Source organism: Nocardia vaccinii NBRC 15922, assembly GCF_001613305.1.
Taxonomy (GTDB): domain Bacteria; phylum Actinomycetota; class Actinomycetes; order Mycobacteriales; family Mycobacteriaceae; genus Nocardia; species Nocardia vaccinii.
In genome coordinates, this window is the sequence record NZ_BDCC01000007.1 from 313426 (window position 1) to 332147 (window position 18722).

15 protein-coding genes are annotated in these 18722 nt (G+C 67.1%); 6 read left to right on the top strand and 9 right to left on the bottom strand.

Annotation, left to right across the window (positions count from 1 at the left end; genetic code table 11):
- Positions 1 to 16: 16 nt before the first annotated feature.
- Positions 17 to 1357: a serine hydrolase domain-containing protein gene (locus tag NV1_RS04115; RefSeq protein ID WP_067885836.1), complete on the bottom strand. Its 1341-nt coding sequence runs from the start codon at positions 1355 to 1357 to the stop codon at positions 17 to 19.
- A 449-nt stretch (positions 1358 to 1806) separates the two neighbouring features.
- Here NV1_RS04115 and NV1_RS04120 point away from each other — a divergent pair, with 449 nt between their 5' ends.
- Both NV1_RS04120 and NV1_RS04125 read left to right on the top strand, forming a co-directional pair.
- On the top strand, positions 1807 to 3291 hold the full coding sequence (locus NV1_RS04120; protein WP_067885567.1) for an ATP-binding protein: 1485 nt from the start codon (positions 1807 to 1809) through the stop codon (positions 3289 to 3291).
- Positions 3292 to 3315: 24 nt separating this feature from the next.
- Complete coding sequence (locus NV1_RS04125; RefSeq protein WP_067885569.1) at positions 3316 to 4779, top strand: tetratricopeptide repeat protein; 1464 nt, start codon at positions 3316 to 3318, stop codon at positions 4777 to 4779.
- A 108-nt stretch (positions 4780 to 4887) separates the two neighbouring features.
- Here NV1_RS04125 and NV1_RS04130 read toward each other — a convergent pair whose 3' ends face one another.
- From NV1_RS04130 to NV1_RS04160, 6 genes are all read right to left on the bottom strand, one after another.
- Positions 4888 to 5367, bottom strand: coding sequence for a MarR family winged helix-turn-helix transcriptional regulator (locus tag NV1_RS04130; RefSeq protein ID WP_067885570.1), 480 nt, complete (start codon positions 5365 to 5367; stop codon positions 4888 to 4890).
- 516 nt (positions 5368 to 5883) lie between these two features.
- Entirely contained in the window at positions 5884 to 6546 is a 663-nt protein-coding gene (locus NV1_RS04135) for an LUD domain-containing protein (protein ID WP_169813286.1), read from the bottom strand.
- A gap of 306 nt (positions 6547 to 6852) precedes the next feature.
- On the bottom strand, positions 6853 to 7992 hold the full coding sequence (locus tag NV1_RS04140) for a transcription termination factor Rho, short form (RefSeq protein WP_067885574.1): 1140 nt from the start codon (positions 7990 to 7992) through the stop codon (positions 6853 to 6855).
- A gap of 357 nt (positions 7993 to 8349) precedes the next feature.
- Positions 8350 to 10200, bottom strand: a complete 1851-nt coding sequence (locus tag NV1_RS04145) for a chloride channel protein (protein ID WP_067885576.1) — start codon at positions 10198 to 10200, stop codon at positions 8350 to 8352.
- Complete coding sequence (locus NV1_RS04150) at positions 10197 to 10673, bottom strand: MarR family winged helix-turn-helix transcriptional regulator (RefSeq protein ID WP_067885578.1); 477 nt, start codon at positions 10671 to 10673, stop codon at positions 10197 to 10199. Before NV1_RS04150 ends, NV1_RS04145 begins: the two co-directional genes overlap by 4 nt.
- A gap of 393 nt (positions 10674 to 11066) precedes the next feature.
- The gene (locus NV1_RS04160; RefSeq protein ID WP_067885582.1) at positions 11067 to 12707 is read right to left on the bottom strand and encodes a GMC family oxidoreductase; all 1641 of its coding nucleotides are present in this window, start codon (positions 12705 to 12707) and stop codon (positions 11067 to 11069) included.
- Between the two features lie 254 nt (positions 12708 to 12961).
- On the opposite strand from NV1_RS04160, the gene NV1_RS04165 reads away from it, so the two are divergent.
- Both NV1_RS04165 and NV1_RS04170 read left to right on the top strand, forming a co-directional pair.
- Entirely contained in the window at positions 12962 to 14197 is a 1236-nt protein-coding gene (locus NV1_RS04165; protein WP_067885583.1) for a cytochrome P450, read from the top strand.
- Positions 14198 to 14227: 30 nt separating this feature from the next.
- A complete protein-coding gene (locus NV1_RS04170) occupies positions 14228 to 14719 on the top strand; it encodes a glutathione peroxidase (RefSeq protein ID WP_067885585.1) in 492 nt (163 codons plus the stop codon).
- A 59-nt stretch (positions 14720 to 14778) separates the two neighbouring features.
- Here the strand turns inward: NV1_RS04170 and cyp51 are convergent, their stop codons facing one another.
- Positions 14779 to 16131: a lanosterol 14-alpha demethylase gene (gene cyp51 / locus NV1_RS04175; RefSeq protein ID WP_067885587.1), complete on the bottom strand. Its 1353-nt coding sequence runs from the start codon at positions 16129 to 16131 to the stop codon at positions 14779 to 14781.
- Positions 16132 to 16380: 249 nt separating this feature from the next.
- Here cyp51 and NV1_RS04180 point away from each other — a divergent pair, with 249 nt between their 5' ends.
- Entirely contained in the window at positions 16381 to 16860 is a 480-nt protein-coding gene (locus tag NV1_RS04180) for a DUF6194 family protein (RefSeq protein ID WP_067885590.1), read from the top strand.
- 30 nt (positions 16861 to 16890) lie between these two features.
- Positions 16891 to 17757, top strand: a complete 867-nt coding sequence (locus tag NV1_RS04185; RefSeq protein ID WP_067885592.1) for an alpha/beta fold hydrolase — start codon at positions 16891 to 16893, stop codon at positions 17755 to 17757.
- A gap of 289 nt (positions 17758 to 18046) precedes the next feature.
- Here NV1_RS04185 and NV1_RS04190 read toward each other — a convergent pair whose 3' ends face one another.
- Positions 18047 to 18610: a TetR/AcrR family transcriptional regulator gene (locus NV1_RS04190; RefSeq protein WP_067885594.1), complete on the bottom strand. Its 564-nt coding sequence runs from the start codon at positions 18608 to 18610 to the stop codon at positions 18047 to 18049.
- Positions 18611 to 18722 lie beyond the last annotated feature (112 nt).

Consider the following 18722-nt stretch of genomic DNA (forward strand, 5'->3'; position numbering starts at 1 on the left):
GCGCCGGACAGGGCGGTCAGCGGATGCCGGGTGTGCGCGGATCCGGTCCGAGGCAGGCCAGGATCACACAGCCGGGAGGTGCGTCGGAGAAGGGCGGTGCGAGCGGAGTCTGCAAGCAGGACAGCACATTACAGTTCGGATAGGCATCGGGTCCGATACCGAACAGGGCCAGGGTGATATTCGAGTCGAAGTACGCGCGCGGATCCAGCGGCAGCGGCGGCTCCACATAGGGCCCCGGATCGGGAATCGGTGGATGAACGAAGGCTGCCAGCAGCTTGCGGAAGAATTCGTGGGACAGCTCACCCATGTTCTGCAGAACGCCGGGCAGCCCCTCGGTGCTGTGATTGCCGAACGCGCCGGTCCACTCCACCGTCAGATCCAGGTTCGGAACGACGAACACGTCCTGCAACCCGATGCCGGACATCTGATAACTGCCGGGCAGGAATACCGGCACCTCCGCGCATCCGGGACCGACCCAGAACAGATATCCGTAGCAAGGATTGGTCGCCGATGGCCGCCGCGCGGCGTGCAGATACTCCGAGGAGACGATCTGCCGGTTGCCCCACCGACCCTGATTACTCAGCAGCAGACCGAGTTTGGCCAGATCGTCGGGCGGAATCAGCAGGTGTGCGTAGCCGTAGGTGTGTCCGGAGCGATCCCTCGCCCAGTAGTAGTCGCCGCGCTCGATGCCCAGTGGGCCGAACAGCTCGCGCTGGGCGAATTGCTGCAACGGCTCCCGCACGGCCAGTTCCACCACATAGGACAGCAGATCCACATTGCGCTGGCTGTAGGCGAACATGGTGCCGGGCGGATTGTCGAACGGCACGCCCAGCGCCTGCACCGCGCTGTCCGGGTCGATCGGGATGACGCCGGTGGCGCCCTCGTTCACCGCGCCCACATGCAGTCCGGAGGTCTCGGTGAGCAGATCGGTGACGGTGATCGAACGATGTTCCGCATCGCCCAGACCGGGTGGCAGGTAGCGGCCGATCGGCGCGGTCAGGTCGAGTTCGCCCTTGTCCGAGGCGATTCCGGCGATCAGCGAGACCACGCTCTTGGTGACGCTCCAGACATTCCACGGTGTCCTGCCGGTCCGGTCGTCGGACGGGCCCGTGCCGACCAGGCAGTTGTGCCGGAAGACCTGGACGTTCGAGCGGTTTCGGCGCATCGCGAAGGCGAGCGCGTCGGCGAGTCGGGCGGGATCGAATCCGGCCTGCTCGGGAGTGGCGCGCGGGAAGGTCCGCCCGGAACTCACCCCGCAGTGGAGTTCGGTATCGGTCGTCGCGCGGGCCTGCCCCGGCGCCACACCGATCGTCGCCAGGATCACTATCGTCGCAAACCACCCCAGAATGCGGCACATGGCTGTGAGGCTAGCGCGTGATCGGTGGTACAACGCGAAGATGAAACGCGCGCAGTCGAAATCGATACCTGATGCGCCGAAACGACCGAATTCGCCATCCCGCATGCGGCCTGACAACGCGGAAAGCCGCCGGACCTCATGAATCCGGCGGCATTCGTTCTGCAGCACTACTGCAAAGGTTCGCGAATGCCACGCCGGCCTCGCGAACCGGGGCGCCGATGCCCAACAAGCGCCTCTCGGCGAGTGGTCGCTCGTAGCGACGAAGGGTGCGGCCCGGGGCTGTCCCGGCATCGGCAGTATGGGTCAACCGCTGTGCGCCGCGATCTATTCCGGGTTCACGGATGTGAGCTAGCGCATAGTGCCGCGGGCCGACCGATCCGACATAACGCCTGGTTATGCCATGGTGTCACGGGATAGCATCGCAGGAGTCTGCCGAGCGAGGGGGAGTTGTGACCGACGATCCGGTTCTGAGCGAGATGCTGCGCATCCTCGAAACCAACCCGGAACTGCTGCCGGTGCGGATCCGGGTGATCGAGTTGCTCGCGGACCGTTCGCGGCACGCCGAGGCCCTTCCGCACTGCGCGGCCGCCCTCGGTAACGATCCCGGTAATGCCAGGGTGCTCGAACTGCTCCAGCGCTGCACCGCCGCACTCGCCGCCGGGGCCGGTGCGCCGCCCGCACCGCAACCCGGGCAAATCTCCGGTGCCGCCTCGGGCGGCGCTGCGGCCGAGACGGGTAGTGCCGCGAGTCAGCCGGGCGGCACCGGGAATTCGGCGGACGGCGCCGCGAGTCGGTCGGGCGGTGCCGCGAACTCCGCGAGCGATCCCGCGAGCCGGGGCGGCGGCGCTGCGAGCGAGCTGAACGCGAACGAGACGGGGGCCGCGGAGACCGCCCCGGATCCGGACGCGGACCCGCCTCCTCGGTTCGACTGGGCGGCGGCCGAGCGTGAGGTCGGGGATATCATCGCCCCGGCCTTCGTCGACGACGGGCCGGCCGACGGTGAGTTGTCCCGGAACGAGGACGGTGAGCCGGTCGCCCATGCCGAAGGCGATGTCGGGTTGTTCGAGCGCCCGAGCGTCGCACTGGCCGATGTCGGCGGGATGGCGAACGTCAAGCAGCAGCTCGAGCTGTCCCTGCTCGGTCCGCTGCGCAATCCCGATCTGGCCAAGGCGTTCGGCACCAGCGCGCGCGGCGGGCTGCTGCTGTACGGGCCGCCGGGGTGCGGCAAGACGTTCATCGCCGCGGCGGTCGCCGGTGAGCTGGGCGCGAATTTCTATCCGATCGAGATCGCCGACATTCTCGACATCTACACCGGTTCGAGCGAACGCAATCTGCATCAGGTCTTCGAGGTCGCCCGGCGCAACGCGCCGTGTGTACTGTTCATCGACGAGGTGGATGCGCTGGGGCACAAGCGGAGTCAGATGTCGGGCTCGGCCACCATGCGCACGGTGGTGAATCAGCTTCTCACCGAGATGGATTCGGCCACCGTCGACAACGAGGGCGTCTATCTGCTCGGCGCGACCAACCATCCGTGGGATATCGATGTCGCGCTGCGCCGCCCGGGCCGTTTCGACCGGATGATCCTGGTGACCTTGCCCGATCGTGAGGCGCGCCGGGCGATTCTGCGGCACCACTTGAAGGACCGCCCGGTCAGCGGCATCGATCTGGCCGCGATCGCCAAACGCACCGACGGTTTCTCCGGTGCGGATCTCGCCCATGTGTGCACTTCGGCGACCCAGCTGGCCATGGCCGATTCGATTCGCACCGGAACCGTCCGGCCGGTCACGATGCGCGATATCGATACCGCGCTCGCCCAGGTCAAGCCCAGCGCGGGCGCCTGGTTCGAATCCGCCCGCAACGTCGTGGAATTCGCCAACAACGACGGCACCTACGACGAGCTGGCCAAGTACATGCGCGAGAAGAAGCTCCGGTGAGCCGCCGGTATCACCGGCACGATCATGGCTGATCTGGAGCGGGCCAAGGTACTCGTCGAGCTGCGTCGGCTGACCGAGGCCCGCGAGCAGTTGGCCGCGGTACTGGCGGCCGAACCCGATAACGCCGAGGCCGCGACATATCTCGCGCAGGCGGCCTATCTGGATCAGCGGTATCGCGAGGCCGCCGAGCAGAGTGCCGCGGCCCTGCGCATCCAGCCGCGCAACCAGTTCGCCATGCGTATCCACGCCCTGGCGCTGCTCAATACCGGCGATGCCGGGCGTCGTCAGGCGCAACAGGTGGCACGTCAGGTGGTCGCGCTGGGGCCCGAATTCGCCGAGAACCACCGGATTCTGGCGATCGTGCTGCGTGAGTGCGGCGATCTTCCCGAGGCGCTGGTAGCCATCGATCGGGCGGTGGAACTCGATCCCGACGAAGCCGACATCCATGTCGCTCGCGGCTCGATCCTGCGTCGAATGGGGCAGTGCGGCACCCGATTCCGGCCCGGTCCCGCCGCCGAGGCATACCACGTCGCGCTGCGCCTGGAACCCGAGAGCGCCTATGCCGTACACGATCTCGCGATCGTCGAACTCAATGGTCATCGCCTGCGCAACGCCCTGCGCGGGGTGTTGAAGGCGGCCACCATGGAGCCCGGTTTGGGAGATCTGGTGCGCACCAACGTCGCGACGGTCGTCCGGCACGCGCTGCGCCGCATGCACTGGGTACTCGTCGCCGTCGCGTTCGTGACCCTGGTCCTCGGCGGCTTCCGGCTCCCGCCGAGTGCCGTCCCCGCCGGTTCGGACACCGAGCAGGCCGTCTACAAGTCACATGATTACCCTGCGCCGCAACCGTTTCCGGTCGGTCAGGGTACTGATCCGGCGGGGCTGCCCGCATCGGCGGCGCCGTCCCTGCCCGAGACCCGGGCTTCGGTTGCCGCACCGGGCGCCGCGACCCAGGAGGCCGGTTCGGTGACGCAGGCGCCATCACCGGGGCCGTCGAGTGCGCATGTGCCCGGTGCTGCCGAACCGCACGGGCCCGGTGTCTCGGCCGGAGCGGATTCCTCGGTGGCGCGGGATCCCGCGCACGCCGACCCGCAGACGACGGCGAACAGAATTGGCGGGCAAGGCGATTCGGCGACGACATCGTCGGCGCGCGGCGAATCGAAACCCGCGAACGCAACGCGGGATTCGTCCTCCGCGACGACGCACGATCCGGCGCGGCTGGAGACGCCGGCCCGGGTTGCCGGCGCGGTGGGATTCGGGATGATCGTCGCGATCTCGTTGTGGTGGCTGGGGGCGGTGCCGCGGCGTCGGTGGCGATTCGTGTTGCGGGCGGCATGGGCGAGTCCACCCACGGCCGTGCGGTTGGCGGTGTTCGGCGTGGGACTGGTCGTATGCGTGCTGGGCGTCGCGACCGGGATGCGCGTATTCCTGAGCGTGGGCGAGCCCACGCTCGTGGCCCTCGGGATCATCCTGCGCCGCATCGCTTGAGGACGGCCCGCGGCGCGATCACTCCCCGGCGGACGGGGCGACCGGAACGGTCACGCGTATCCGGGCCGCGGACGGCATCCGAGATCATGCGTTCGCTCGGTCGATCGGTTACGGATTGCCGTCCGCGCCGATCCCCGGGATCAGGCCCTGATCGACGGCGATGCGGCTGAGTAGGGCGACCAGTAGCGCGCGTTCGTCGGAACTGAGGGCGGCGCAGAGTTCGTCCTCGTTCGCCCGTGCCGCGATGCTGAGTTCGCTCAGGAGTTTTCGGCCCGCGGGGGTCAGGTGCACGGCATGCAGCCGACGGTCCCGGGGGCTGCGACGGCGTTCGATGAGGCCGCGTTCCTCGAGGGTATCGGCGAGGGGGACGAATCGACTGGGCGGCATGCCCAGGGCCTCGGCGAGTTCGCGTTGACTGCGGCCGGGCCCGGTGACCAGCAGTCGCAGCAGGCTCGCCTGGTGCGGACTGAGGTCCAATGCCGCGATGCCCTCGGCGAAATGGCTGGCCGCATGGGCTCCTACCTGCGCCAAGAGGAAACCGACTCCGCCCGATGCCCGGCCGCCGCCCGCTTCCCGGTTCGTCTCCACGGCGACATGGTAGACGGCTCAGAATCGTGAAGCGCCGACATCGTTACAATCTGTAATCATTTCGCTGACTGCAGACTAGAGCAGGCCCCACCAATACACCAAGCAGGCCAGTACGAAGACGACCACAGTTTCCATCGTCGCTCCCAATCTAGTTGGCGCCTTCCTCACCCATTCATTTCCGAGGATACGGCGATGTGCGGGAGATCAAGATCACAAGGGGGCAACGGATACTGCCGCCCGGGCCTGTCACCCCTCGTGCACAGGCCCGGCCGGGCGGTTGTCCTGCCGGGTGTGGATTCGCCGCCACCTCCTCCTGCGGCGGCGAATCCCCGAACGGACTGGGCGAGCCGGGCAGCGACCGGATCCGCACCCCTCGAGGCGGATCGTGGCCGATGTCCGGGCCGTGCGGGTCAACAGCGGTGAGTGCTACCGGTGTCGAAGAAGACGATGCCGCCACGGACTTGCGGCGGGCTCAAGGAGAACTTGCGACAGATCGTGAACGGGCGCGGAATCGGGTCAGCGAGTCTCGGCGGAGTCCACGATGAGCACGATCAGCTGCCGCTGCCGATGACGGCCGTGATTGCGGGCCTTGGCGTCCGACGGCGCGGTGGGTCCGCCGCACCACGTGATCGGGCGGCGGGAATCGAGTTTGTCCAGGACCTCGGGCAGGGAGGAATCGATCTGTGCCGTGCGGACCACGCAGATATGGCATTCGGGCGCGAGGGTGCGACCGCGGAAACCCTGGCCGGGCCCGCCGTCCAGCACCACGGCCCCGGCGTCGGCGACCGCGCCGGCGCAGGTGGTCACCATGGCATCCGCGTCGTCCAGTTCCGCGGCGCTGATATGGGAGTCGTCGGTGAGGATCTGGTTGTCCTGCCGCTCGGCCCAGAGCCCGAGCCAGTCCTCGGGCAGGCCGTGCGGTGCGGCGACCGCGGTGGCTCGCTGAGCGCGCAGGGCCGCGTCCACGGCCTCGGGAATGCCGGCTTCACTCACTCGCGCGATGCGCGCGCCGTGGTATTCGAGACGTTCGATGAACAGTTCGACGATCGTGCTGCGATCGGCGGGGGACAGATCGGCCGCGCCGCGCCGGTGACCGGGGAAAAGGCTGACCGTGCGATCGTCGTCGGGCAGCGCCTTGAGGCCGTCACGGACTCGGCGCAGGAATTCCTCCCGTGACATCAGCGGCACCCTCCGGGGGCACATCGGCCGGTCGTATCGTCGAGCGTGGACTGCGGATCGGTGCCACGGATGACGAGCGCCGTGCGCATGTGGCGGCCCCCTTTCTGACCGGCTGCGCAGCATCGTGCGACACCGGAATCCGGGGCGAGACGAGCTGTGCGGGTGCTGCTGGCGCACACCCGTGCGGGTGGGCGCGCTGGTGAAGATCTTGCACACAGGCTACCCGGGGCGAGCGACGCGATTGCTCGAGGGACGCTCCGTGGCACGCCGCCGGAACATTCGTGGAGTGGAACGCGCTGGTCGTGATCAGTGCGCGGCGGTGCGGATCTGGGTGAGGAATTCGGCGTTCGTCTCGGTCTGCCGCAGGCCGGTCAGCAGCAGTTCGACGGACTGGCCGGGATCGCGTCCGGCGAGCGTGCCGCGCAGCGATCGGGTGGCGGCGAGTTCGTCGGGAGTCAGCAGCAGCTCCTCCTTGCGGGTGCTGGAGCGTTCGATGTCGACCGCGGGGAAGGTGCGTCGATCGGCGATGTGGCGGTCGAGTTTGAGCTCGGCGTTGCCGGTGCTCTTGTACTCCTCGAAGATGACGGTGTCGGCGGTCGAACCGGTTTCCACCAGGGTGGTGGCGATGATGGTGAGCGATCCGCCGTTCTCGATGTTGCGGGCCGCGCCGAGGAACTTCTTCGGCGGGGCCAGGGCTCCGGCGTCCACGCCGCCGGACAGGATGCGGCCCGATCCCGCGGCCGCGAGGTTGTAGGCGCGTGCCAGCCGGGTCAGTGAATCCAGCAGAACCACGACGTCGCGGCCGGTTTCGACGAGACGTTTGGCATGTTCGATGGCGAGTTCGGCCAGCGCGATGTGATCGCGGGCGGGCAGGTCGAACGTGGCCGCGGCGATATCGGCGGGCACCGCGCGGGACAGGTCGGTGACCTCCTCGGGCCGTTCGCCGACGAGTACCAGCATCAGCTGGCATTCGGGGTGGTTCTTCGCGATGCCGTGCGCGATCGACTGCAGCACAGAGGTTTTGCCCGCCTTGGGCGGTGCGACGATCAGGGCGCGTTGCCCCTTGCCGATCGGCATGATCAGATCCGTTATGCGCGTGGTCATCTCGTGCGGTTCGGTCTCGAGTCGCAGACGGTCCTGTGGATAGATGGGCGTCAGATCGGCGAAATGCGGTCGGCGCCGGGCATTTTCGGGCGGTAGGCCATTGATCCGATCGACGCCGGTCAACGGGGCGAATTTGACGCCCTCTCGCGGCGTGCCCGCGGTTCCGGTGACGGTGTCGCCCCGGCGCAGGCCGTATTCGCGGATCAGGCGCGGCGGGACGTGGACGTCGTTCGGGCCGGGCAGATATCCCTCGACCCGCAGTGCCGCGTGGTTTCCGGTGATGTCGAGGATGCCGGTCACCGATGTGCCCGGCTCCTGGGTGTGATTCATGTTGTCTTTCATGGGTTTCTACTCCTGAGAGGGAATGCGCGGTCTGGTGGCGGCGGATGCGCGCATCGTGCGGGCAGCGCTTCGCCGAAGGGGCCGTACCGGTTCGAATGCGGCGGATCGGAAAATGATCCGATCGGCGCGGATTCCGGGAGGTGCGGGCTGGAGAACTCTCGTGGGAGGGACCGTGTCCACCTACATCCACAAGCTGCGAACGATGCCAACCATAGCCGTACTCATCACAACACGCAATGGTGCTTCGTTGTTCCCGGTGCGGCGGATCGGATCGCGGGACCGGCGAGGGGCCCGGACTCGCGCTGTCGCGAGCTCGGGCCCCTCGAATTCGGTTTGCGGTGTATTACCTTGCAACCGTTAGGTATTCGTCGTCACGGAATCCACCTTCGGTTGCGGGGCGGTATGCCGGAAGCGCGGCGGCCGACGACGCGACGTGGGACGCTGATCACGCAGCGTCAGCACCCGCTCGCGGTGGTGTTCCTCGTGCAGATCCCGGCGACGAGCATGCAGCAGCTGCTCGAACGCGATCACCCCGAGCAGACGGGTGGGGCTGTCGCGATCCACCACCGGCGCGTAGGTGACATCGGCGGTCGCCAGTTTGTTGGCCACCTCGCGCAGGGTGTCGTCCGGATGCACGATCGCGCGGGCGGGAACCACCGACGCGCCGACGTTTCCGTCCGCGCACAATGCCAGCCGGTTGCGGGTGGTGACGCCGATGAGTTGCCCGGCCGGATCCACCACCGGATACAACGTCGCGAAACGGGTGCGGGGCAATACCTTTTCGATCGTTTCAGCGGCCGACAGCACCACCGGATCGGTATGCATCACCTCGGCGGCGAAGAACGTCTCCAGCGGATCGGTGGTGTATTCGCGGGTCAGATGCAGGCGCCGGCGGGCGATCTTCTCGGTGAGCACCGAACGCTTGAGCAGCAGCACCGACACCGCGTAGGCCGAGACCGAGGCCACCACCAGCGGCATCAGATCGTTCCAGGCGTGGGTCAGCTCACAGGTGAAGACGATTCCGGTCAGCGGCGAGCGCATCACACCGCCGACCACCGCGGCCAGACCGCACATCGCCCAGAGCCCGGCCGTCGCATGCGGCAGCAGCCCGCCCTCGGCGGCGCCGAGCGCCGCACCGATCATGAACACCGGCGCGAGCACGCCGCCGGATGTGCCCGATCCCAGGGAGATCGACCAGATCAGCGTCTTGACCACCAGAATTCCGATGATCAGCGAAACCGTGCCCCGTCCGGTCAGCAGCTGATCGATGACGTCGTACCCCACGCCGAGCGCACGCGGTTCGATCAGGCCGCCCACACCGATGATCACGCCACCGATGGCGGGCCACCACATCCAGTGCACCGGCAGTCGCCCGAAGCCGTCCTCGGCGAGGTAGACCAACGCGGTCGCGGCGATAGCCAGCAGACCGCCGGTGATACCGGGAATCAGGGCCAGCGCGTCGGTGAGCGCGCCGGGCGTGCCGGCCGATGTGGGCACGGCGAACACCGGACTGTTGCCCAACAGCAGCCACCGGCACATCGTGGCGATCACGACCGCCGTGGCGACGGGAATGAAACTGCGCGGCCGCCATTCGAACAGCAGCAGTTCCACCGCGAGCAGAATCGATGCCAGCGGCGCGTTGAAGGTCGCGGCCATACCACCCGCCGCACCGGCCACCAGCAGGGCCTTGCGCTCGTCGGCGGTCAGTTTCAGCAACTGCGCCAGGATCGAGCCGATGGCGCCGCCGGTCATGATGATCGGACCTTCGGCGCCGAACGGCCCGCCCGAGCCGATGCTGATCGCCGAGGACACCGGTTTCAGGATCGCGACGCGCGGGGCCACCCGGCTGCCGCCGGTGAGGATGGCCTCGATCGCCTCGGGCATGCCGTGCCCGCGGATCTTCTCCGATCCGTAGCGGGCCATCAATCCGATCACCAGACCGCCGATGATCGGCGCGATCAGGACCAGCCACCACGGGTGATGCTGTGCGCCAGGGGCGATCATCGCGGTGCTGACGCGTTGGTAGAAAACGAGATTCGTGATCAGCCCGATCAGCTTCAGCAGGCCGTAGGCCGCCAGGGCCGCGGCCGCGCCGACCGGGATCGCCAGGCCGGCGATGGCCAGCATCCGTGGTCTGACGTTGAAGTCGCCCAGATGCGCCGCGTGTTCGCGCGTCGCCCGGGCAGCGGAACCGTGCCGGAATTTCATAACGCACCCACCAGACTCACCGAGGTCTCCGCGGCGGCACGCACCAGGTCGTGTGCGGCCGCCGAAATCGCCTGCCGTTTCTCTTCCGGCAGTTGATCGAGGATGGTGCGGAACGCGGCGTGGCGAGCGTCGAGCACCTCGTCCACGATCTGTCGCCCGGCCTCGGTCACCTCGACGGTGACCACGCTGCGGTTGTGCGCGTCGGTGCCGCGGCTCAGATAACCGCGGCTCTCGAGCTTGTCCGCCAGCCGCGTCACCGACGAGGCGTTGACGCCCAGCGCCGTTGCCAGACGTGAGCACGGCACCCGGCCCAGGGTTTGCAGAACCAGCAGCAGCCGCATTTGCGGGAAGGTGACTCCGGGTGGGGCGACATGTGCGCTGTCCCAGGCGATTCCGACCAGTGTGCGCGTCAGGATCTCCAACGCCGCCACGTCCGGGCGCGGCTCGCCAACCGGTTCCTCGTCAACTTGCACTAAACAAGAGTTGCCAACAGCAAATGTTCGGTCAAGTAAAGTCGCCGGATTGTGCGGGTGATCACACGTGCCCGGCCGATCGCGAGTTCCTCGGTCCTACCCATCGCGCCGTGCAACCGCACCGCGTTGCGACCCGGGAAGCGGGCCGCGCGGCCGATCGTGGCCCGCGGCCGCGGCGCGGGCACGTTCGTCCTGCGGCGCACTGAGCCTCAGCGTCACCACCGAGTTCGCCCGCGAACAGTCGCCCTCGGGCCGGCTCCAGATTCGCGGCCCGGCAACGTGCGTGGACCGGCTGCAAGTCTGTGGGCAGGCCGCGGGTGTGTTTTCCAGCGCGCACACAGCAGTGGACCCGGGCTCGCAACGAGGGCGGGCCCGGGTCTGCGGTTCAGCGAATTACTTTCCGGCGGTGATGAACTGGGCCGCCATCTCGCCGATCATGTAGCACGGGGCGTTGGTGTTGCCGCCGGTGATGCTCGGCATGATCGAGGCGTCCGCGACGCGCAGGCCCTCGATGCCGTTGACCTTCAGCGTCGGATCCACGACCGCGCGCTCGTCCACACCCATCCGGCAGGTGCCGACCGGGTGGTACACCGAGTGGATGCGGTTGGGCAGCTCGGCGCGCAGCGCCGTCTCGTCCATCAGATCCGGGCCGGGAGAGTATTCCTCGGTGATATCCCCGGCGATGGTCTTGTTCGCCATGATCTCGCGGATCAGCCGGATGGCCTCGACGAGGAATTCCGTATCGGCCGAATCGGACAGGTAGCCCGGGTCGATCAGCGGCGAGGCCAGCGGATCGTTCGAGGCCAGGCGCACCTCGCCGCGGCTCTTGGGGTAGATGAGGGTCGGGAAGACGGTCAGCGCGGAGCGCTTGTCCACCATGTGCAGCTTGTCCTCGTCCTGGTTCGGCACCGGATAGCTCCAGGGCAGGGCGTGGATCTGCATATCCGGCACGTCGCCGGTGGCGAATTTGGTCTTGACGAATCCGGCCACCTCGAACACAGTGCGGCCCATCCAAGAGCTGCCCGGTTTCATCAGCTCGCGCATGATGCCGCGGGCGAAATAGGCCGGGGTGCCGTGGTGGATGGCCTTCTTGGAGACGAACGTCATCGGCACGAACAGATGGTCGTGCAGGTTCTGGCCGACCGGTAGATCGGCCTGGACGTCGATGCCGAGATCGCGCAGGTGTCCGGCCGGGCCGATGCCCGAGAGCATCAGGATCTGCGCCGAGGCCATCACGCCGCCGGAGACCACGACCTCCTTGGCGGCGCGGATGATCCGGCGGCCGCCCTTGGAGTCGATGACCTCCACGCCGGTCGCCCGGCCCTTCTCGATGACCACCCGCGCGACGTGTGTGTGGGTCAGCACGGTCAGGTTCGGATTCGGCCGCTCGGTGATGAAACCGCGAGAGGAGCTGTAGCGCAACCCATTTCGCACGCTCTGCTGGAAGATGCTGATGCCCTCCTGCGATTCGCCGTTGTAGTCGGCGATGCGCGGGACGTTCAGGGTCTCCGAGGCGGCCTGCATGAACAGCTGCGAGATCGGAGTCAGCTCCTGCTGCCGGGTGACCTGGATGGGGCCGCCCGCGCCGCGGTATTCGCTGGCGCCCTCCTCCCAGTTCTCCAGCTTCTTGTATGCGGCCAGGACGTTCTCGTACTCCCAGCCCGCACAGCCCTCGGCCGCCCAGGAGTCGAAGTTGGCCCGGTTGCCGCGCACGAACAGCATGCCGTTGACCGAGCTGGAACCGCCGAGCACCTTGCCGCGGGTCATCGGGATCGCGCGGTCGTTGGCGTACTTCTGCGGAATCGAATACTGGCTCCAGGTCACCCGATGCTTGAGCTGGGGGACGGTGTGCACCATCGTGATCATGCCCGGACTGGTCACCAGCCGGGTGTTGTCCTTGCGCCCGGCCTCCAGCAGGATCACGCGAGCGCCGTTCTCGGCCAGCCGGCCCGCGACCACGGCGCCGGAGCTGCCCGCGCCCACGACGATGTAATCGGCCTCGCTGGTTCCCGCGCTGTGCGGAGAGACGGTCATGGTTCGTTACCTCATCCTCGAAGTAGTCGTGGGCAGATCGGGGCGCGTGCCTCGAAGCCACTGTAGAACAAGTTCTAATTCTGGTGAAGATCCGGTTTGTCGCGCTCTCGTCAAGGGGCCGATCAGGCGGTCTTGATCACCGTCGAGGGAAAGGTTCCCGGATGCCTGCGGAGAGGGCCCGCGAAGTGCTTCAATCGTAGAACCCGTTTCATTTCCGTCCCGGTTCGCATAGTCGCGAACGGTGAGGAGGGGTCATGCCCGAGCCTTCGATCCCCGCCGGGTTCGACTTCACCGACCCCGCCCTGTGGGAAGTGCGCAGTCCTGTCGCGGAATTCGCCGAACTCCGGCGCACCGCCCCGGTCTGGTGGAACGCCCAGATCCCGGAATACGCGGCCCCGTTCGACGACGGCGGGTACTGGGTGGTGAGCCGGCACGAGGACATCCGGGAGATCTCGCGTCATCCGGAGATCTACTCCTCGCAGGCCAATGGCGCGCTCATCCGGATAGACCCGAACGGCACGCCCGAGGAGCGGGAGGTCGCGAACACCTCGCTGATGCTGAACATGGATCCGCCGCGGCACACCAAACTGCGCCGGATCATCTCGCAGGGATTCACGCCGCGCGCCGTCGAGAGCCTGCGGGCTGTGCTGACCGAACGCGCGGAGCGAATCGTGCACGCCGCCAAGCAGATCGGTGGCGGTGACTTCGTTCAGCAGGTGGCGTGCGAATTGCCGTTACAGGCCATCGCCGAACTGCTCGGGGTGCCGCAGGAGGACCGGTACAAGCTGTTCACCTGGTCCAACGAGTTGCTCAGCGCCGACGATCCGGAATATCGCGACGGCAAGCTGGCCACCGTGGAGTTGATCGGTTACGCGTACGCGATGGCCGATCAGCGGCGGGTGCATCCGCTCGACGACATCGTCAGCAGGCTCGTCAACGCCGATGTCGATGGTGAGGCGCTGACCTCGGACGAATTCGGATTCTTCATGATGCTGCTGACCGTCGCGGGGAACGAGACCACCCGCAACGCGATCACGCACGGGATGAAGGCGTTCGTGGATCATCCCGAACAGTGGGAGCTGTACCGACAGCGGCGTCCGGCCACCGCGCCCGACGAGATCGTGCGCTGGGCGACTCCCGTGAGCGTCTTCCAGCGCACCGCGACCCGCGATGTGGAGCTGGCCGGTCAGCGGATCGCCGCCGGGCAGCGGCTCGGGTTGTTCTACAGTTCGGCCAATTTCGACGAAGCCGAATTCGATGATCCGTTCAGTTTCGACGTTCTGCGCGATCCGAATCCGCATTTGGGCTTCGGCGGGACCGGGACGCACTACTGCGTCGGGGCGAATCTGGCCAGGCTGGAGATCGATCTGATGTTCAATGCGATCGCCGACACCATGCCGGAGCTGCGGGAAGTCGAGGAGCCGGTGCGGTTGCGGTCGGGGTGGATCAATGGAATCAAGCACTGGCGGGTGGATTACGGGACGGCCTAGCGGAGTGAATCGGAGGTAGCATCTCCCCTTGTGAGCATTCGAGAGATTCCCGTCAAAACCCTTGCCGACACGCCCACCACCTTGGCCGAATTGGCCGGTGACAAGGCGCTGCTGGTGGTCAACGTGGCCTCGAAGTGCGGCCTGACCCCGCAGTACACGGGTCTGGTCGAACTCCAGCAGACCTACGGGCCGCGCGGATTCAGTGTGGTCGGCGTGCCGTGTAATCAGTTCATGGGCCAGGAGCCCGGTACCGCGGAGGAGATCGCCGAATTCTGCTCCACCACCTATGGTGTCGATTTTCCGCTGCTGGAGAAGGTCGACGTCAACGGTGAGGCGCGGCATCCGCTGTATCAGGAGCTGGTGCAGACCGCCGATGCCGAGGGCACGGCCGGTGACATCCAGTGGAACTTCGAGAAGTTCCTCGTCGATGCCGAGGGCAATGTCGTGGGCCGATTCCGGCCGCGGACCGAGCCGAAGGATCCGGCGGTCGTGTCTGCCATCGAAGCCGTTCTGCCGCAGTAACTTATCGAACATACAGCGCGGGCCACACCGAATCGGTGTGGCCCGCTTACGGTTGCCGGTCAGCGCTGTCGGCGGCGGTAACGCACCGCGCACGGCTGCTGCAACTGCACGACCATCTTGGAGTGATCGTTGCGGTAGCTGTCCGATGGCTGGGCCATCTCGAATTCCCAGTCCCGCAACAGGATCGAGAAGATCGCCTGCAACTGCATGGTCGCGAACGCCGCACCCACGCAGCGGTGCCGGCCCGCGCCGAACGGGATCCAGGTCCAGCGGTTGAGCAAATCCTGCTGGTTGGGGTCGATGTAGCGGCCCGGGTCGAAATCGTCCGGATTCGGGAAGTCCTCGGCGATCCGGTTGGACACCGCTGGGGTCGCGGCAACGAGATCGCCCGGGGCGATGCGGTTTCCGCACACGTCGAATTCGTCGCGGGCGACCCGCATCAGGATGATCAGCGGCGGATGCAGCCGCAGCGTCTCCTTCAGAGTCGCCTCGAGCTGCGGAATCTGCCGCAGCGCATGGAAGCTCACATCCTTGCCGTCGGCGTAGAGCTCGTCCAGTTCGGTGACGACGCGGTCGAGCTGGTCGGGGTGACGCAGCAGTTCGATCACCGTCCACGCGGCGGTGCCGGAGGTGGTGTGGTGTCCGGCGAACATCATCGAGATGAAGATGCCGGTGATCTCGCTGGCCGAGAAGCGCAGATTGCCCTCCTCGTCCTTGATCGAGACCAGCACGTCGAGCATGTCCCGATCCTCTTTGCCCACAGGGGGATTCGCGATCCGGCCGTCCATGATGCCCTGCACCAGCTCGACCAGTTGCGCACGCGCCTCGTCGCGGCGGCGGAAGCTCTCGATGGGCGCGTAGGGGTCGACGTAGCACAGTGCGTCGGTGCCCTGCTCGAGTTCGTGGTACAGATGCGCGAATCGGCCGTCGAGTTCGTTGCGGAACTTCTTGCCGATCAGACAGGCCGAGGAGGTGTAGATGGTGAGCTCGGCGAAGAACTCCAGCAGATCGATCTCGCCCTCGTCGTCCCAGCGTTCGACGATCGCGTTCACTTCGCGCGCAATGGTTTCCGCGTGGCCGCGCATATGCTCGCCGCGCAGCGCCTGATTGTGCAGCATCTCCTTGCGACGTTCGGGGCTGGCGTCGAAGACCACGCCCTCGCCGAAGATCGGCTTCATGAACGGATACGCCGCACCCTGGTCGAGATCGGCATCGCTGGAGCGGAAGAAGAACTCGTTCGCCTCGGACCCCGACAGCAGGATGACGTCCTTGTCCGCCAGCCGGAACGACCCGACATCCCCGCACTCCGAGCGCACGCGCCGCATCAGGGCGATCGGATCGGTGCGGAACTCCTCCAGATGCCCGTGCTCGTGCTCGCCACCGGACACCTGCCGCGGCTTGACCAACGTCATCGTCAACACCCTTCCGACGTACCGAGCCCATCCTCATGGACACGTGTCTGGACGCTACTACAGAACTGTGATCGCGACAACCCCGGTGGGACCGCGGGCTGTGCGGTTTCGGCATGTGATGGCTCGGCTCGTGGCCGTGCGTGTGTCCGGGTCCCCGGTCGGGGTGTAGATGCTGTGAACTTCATGGACGATCGACGTGGTATTTCTCGGTAAATCCTCACTGGGAAGTTCAATGACAGGCTGGAAGGCATGACTCCGGATGACATCATCGAATTCCTCGAAGCCCTCGAAAATGTGCTGATCATGCGTCCCGGCCCGGGCGACGGCTCGCCTGAGATCAGCTGGGGAGACACGTTCTTCTACTACTCGGGCGACGGCGGTACGCCGAGTTCGGCGCAGCCCTTCGCGACGATCGTCACCAAGAACTATCCGGGCGACGAGGCGTCGCGCTTGGACCGGCCCGGTGCGTTCCGGGTGAACATCGCCGCCGGGCGTGCGGAGTTCATTCGTCAGGTGGGCCGTACGCCGCGCGAGATCGACAGTGCGTCAACCGATTACGGCATGGATGACACCGTGCTGCCGCACCCGGTGTACGGCTCGGCGGGCTGGCTCGCGGTGGTGAATCCGGGGACCCGCACCGACCCGGTGACTCGCGATCTGCTCCGCACCGCCTACGACCGGGCCCGCGCGCAGTACGAACGACATCTCGAGGCGGGCCGGGACCGATGAATTCCGGGGCGGTGTGACGTCGACACTGGCATGACGACGCACACTCTCGATATCGAGGGCGCGAGGATTGTCTACGACGTCCACGGCCCCCTGCCCACCGCCGACGGGCGACCGCCGCTGTTCATGATCGGCCAGCCCATGTGCGCCGAGGGATTCGGTGCGTTGGTCGCCGAACTGCCCGATCGCACCTCGATCACCTACGACCCGCGTGGCCTGGGCCGCAGCACCCGCAACGACGGTCGCACGGACAGCGTGCCCGAGACCCAGGCGGCGGATGTGCACGCGGTGATCGAGGCGCTCGGCGTCGGACCGGTGCAGATGTTCGCCAGCAGCGGCGGCGCGATCACCGCGCTGGCTCTCGTGGCGGCCCATCCCGGCGATGTGACAACTCTGGTCGCGCACGAGCCGCCGCTGCCCACTGTGCTGCCCGACGCCGAGGCTGCGATGCGCGCCTTCGCCGGAATGCGTGCGGCATACCAGGCCAAGGGGTTCGGCGCCGGAATGGCGGCATTCATGACGGTGACCATGTGGAAGGGCGAATTCACCGACGAGTTCTTCGCCCAGCCCCCGGCCGATCCCGCCATGTTCGGTATGCCCACCGCGGACGACGGCTCCCGCGACGACCCGCTGCTGTCCGACCGCTCGGCCCCGGTGACCGGCTACCACCTGGACATCGAGGCCCTCACCGCCGCCGGGACGCGGATCGTGATCGCCGTCGGCGAGGAGTCGGCGGGCACTCTCACCGACCGGACCTCCGAATCCACCGCAGTCCTCCTCGGCGCTCGCCCGGCCGTATTTCCCAGTCACCACGGCGGCTTCACCGGCCCGGAGAACGGCTACCCGGGCCAGCCGGAGGCGTTCGCCCGGCGGCTGCGCGAGATACTCGACGGCGACTGAACCCACGAGCCACGGATGGTTGCCGAGATCGCCTCGCCTATCCGGCAGCCAAGCGTGCCCGAGATGGGAATACGCGGCCGCCGGGATTCCGTGGTACTGGCTGGTGAGTGTTTCGGACAGCGAAGTGACATCGATCGAGACGTACGCACTCGATCACGGTGTGGGGCACTATCGGCCGGTGCACATCCTGAAACCGGGGACCGGGTTCGCAGTGGATCTGCCGATTCGGATTCGAATCGATCGGAATCGGTTGACTGATCTCGTCCTGTGAATTCCGGTCTCCGGAATTTCAGTCGGTGAGCACCTGAAGAGCGGATTTTTCCAGGCGGTCGGCGATTTCGGCGTAGGAGGCGTAGCCGACACCCGCGCGGACCAGGGCGCCCGCGTAGAGCAATTCCAGGGTTTCCACGATATCGAGGTCGGCGTCGGGGCCCAGGGCCTCGAGCAGGCGTTTGCGAATTTCGGTGCCAATTCGGGTGCGCAGGTGCGAGACGTCCGGATCGGTGCCGAGCAAGGCGCTGGTTACCGCGCCCGCGAGAGCCGGTTCATCGGCGACGAGCATGGCGATCTGGCGTAGCACCGCGACGACGCGCCGGGTCGGGTCGGTGAGGCCGGCGATGGGCGGCTGGGTGGCGGCCAGGCGACGCCAGAACACCTCCGCGACGAGATGCTCCTTGGAGGAGAAATAGGTGTATGCGGTGGCCGTGCCGACGCCCGCGGTGGCCGCGACCATGCGCACGGTCAGACCGGCGAAACCCTCGCGAGAGAGCACCTCCAGCGCGGCCTTGGTCAGCCGGTCGACGGTGTCGGCCTGTTTCTCGGTGAGGCGGCGGCGGGTAGCCTCCATATTCACCGCGGGCGGCTCTGCGGAAAGGGGATCGGACACGTGTCCGGATGCTACTATGGTGCCGCTTCGAGGGCAACTCGCACCGCCGCGGTTATCTGCGCGCAGGCTTGCCGACAGA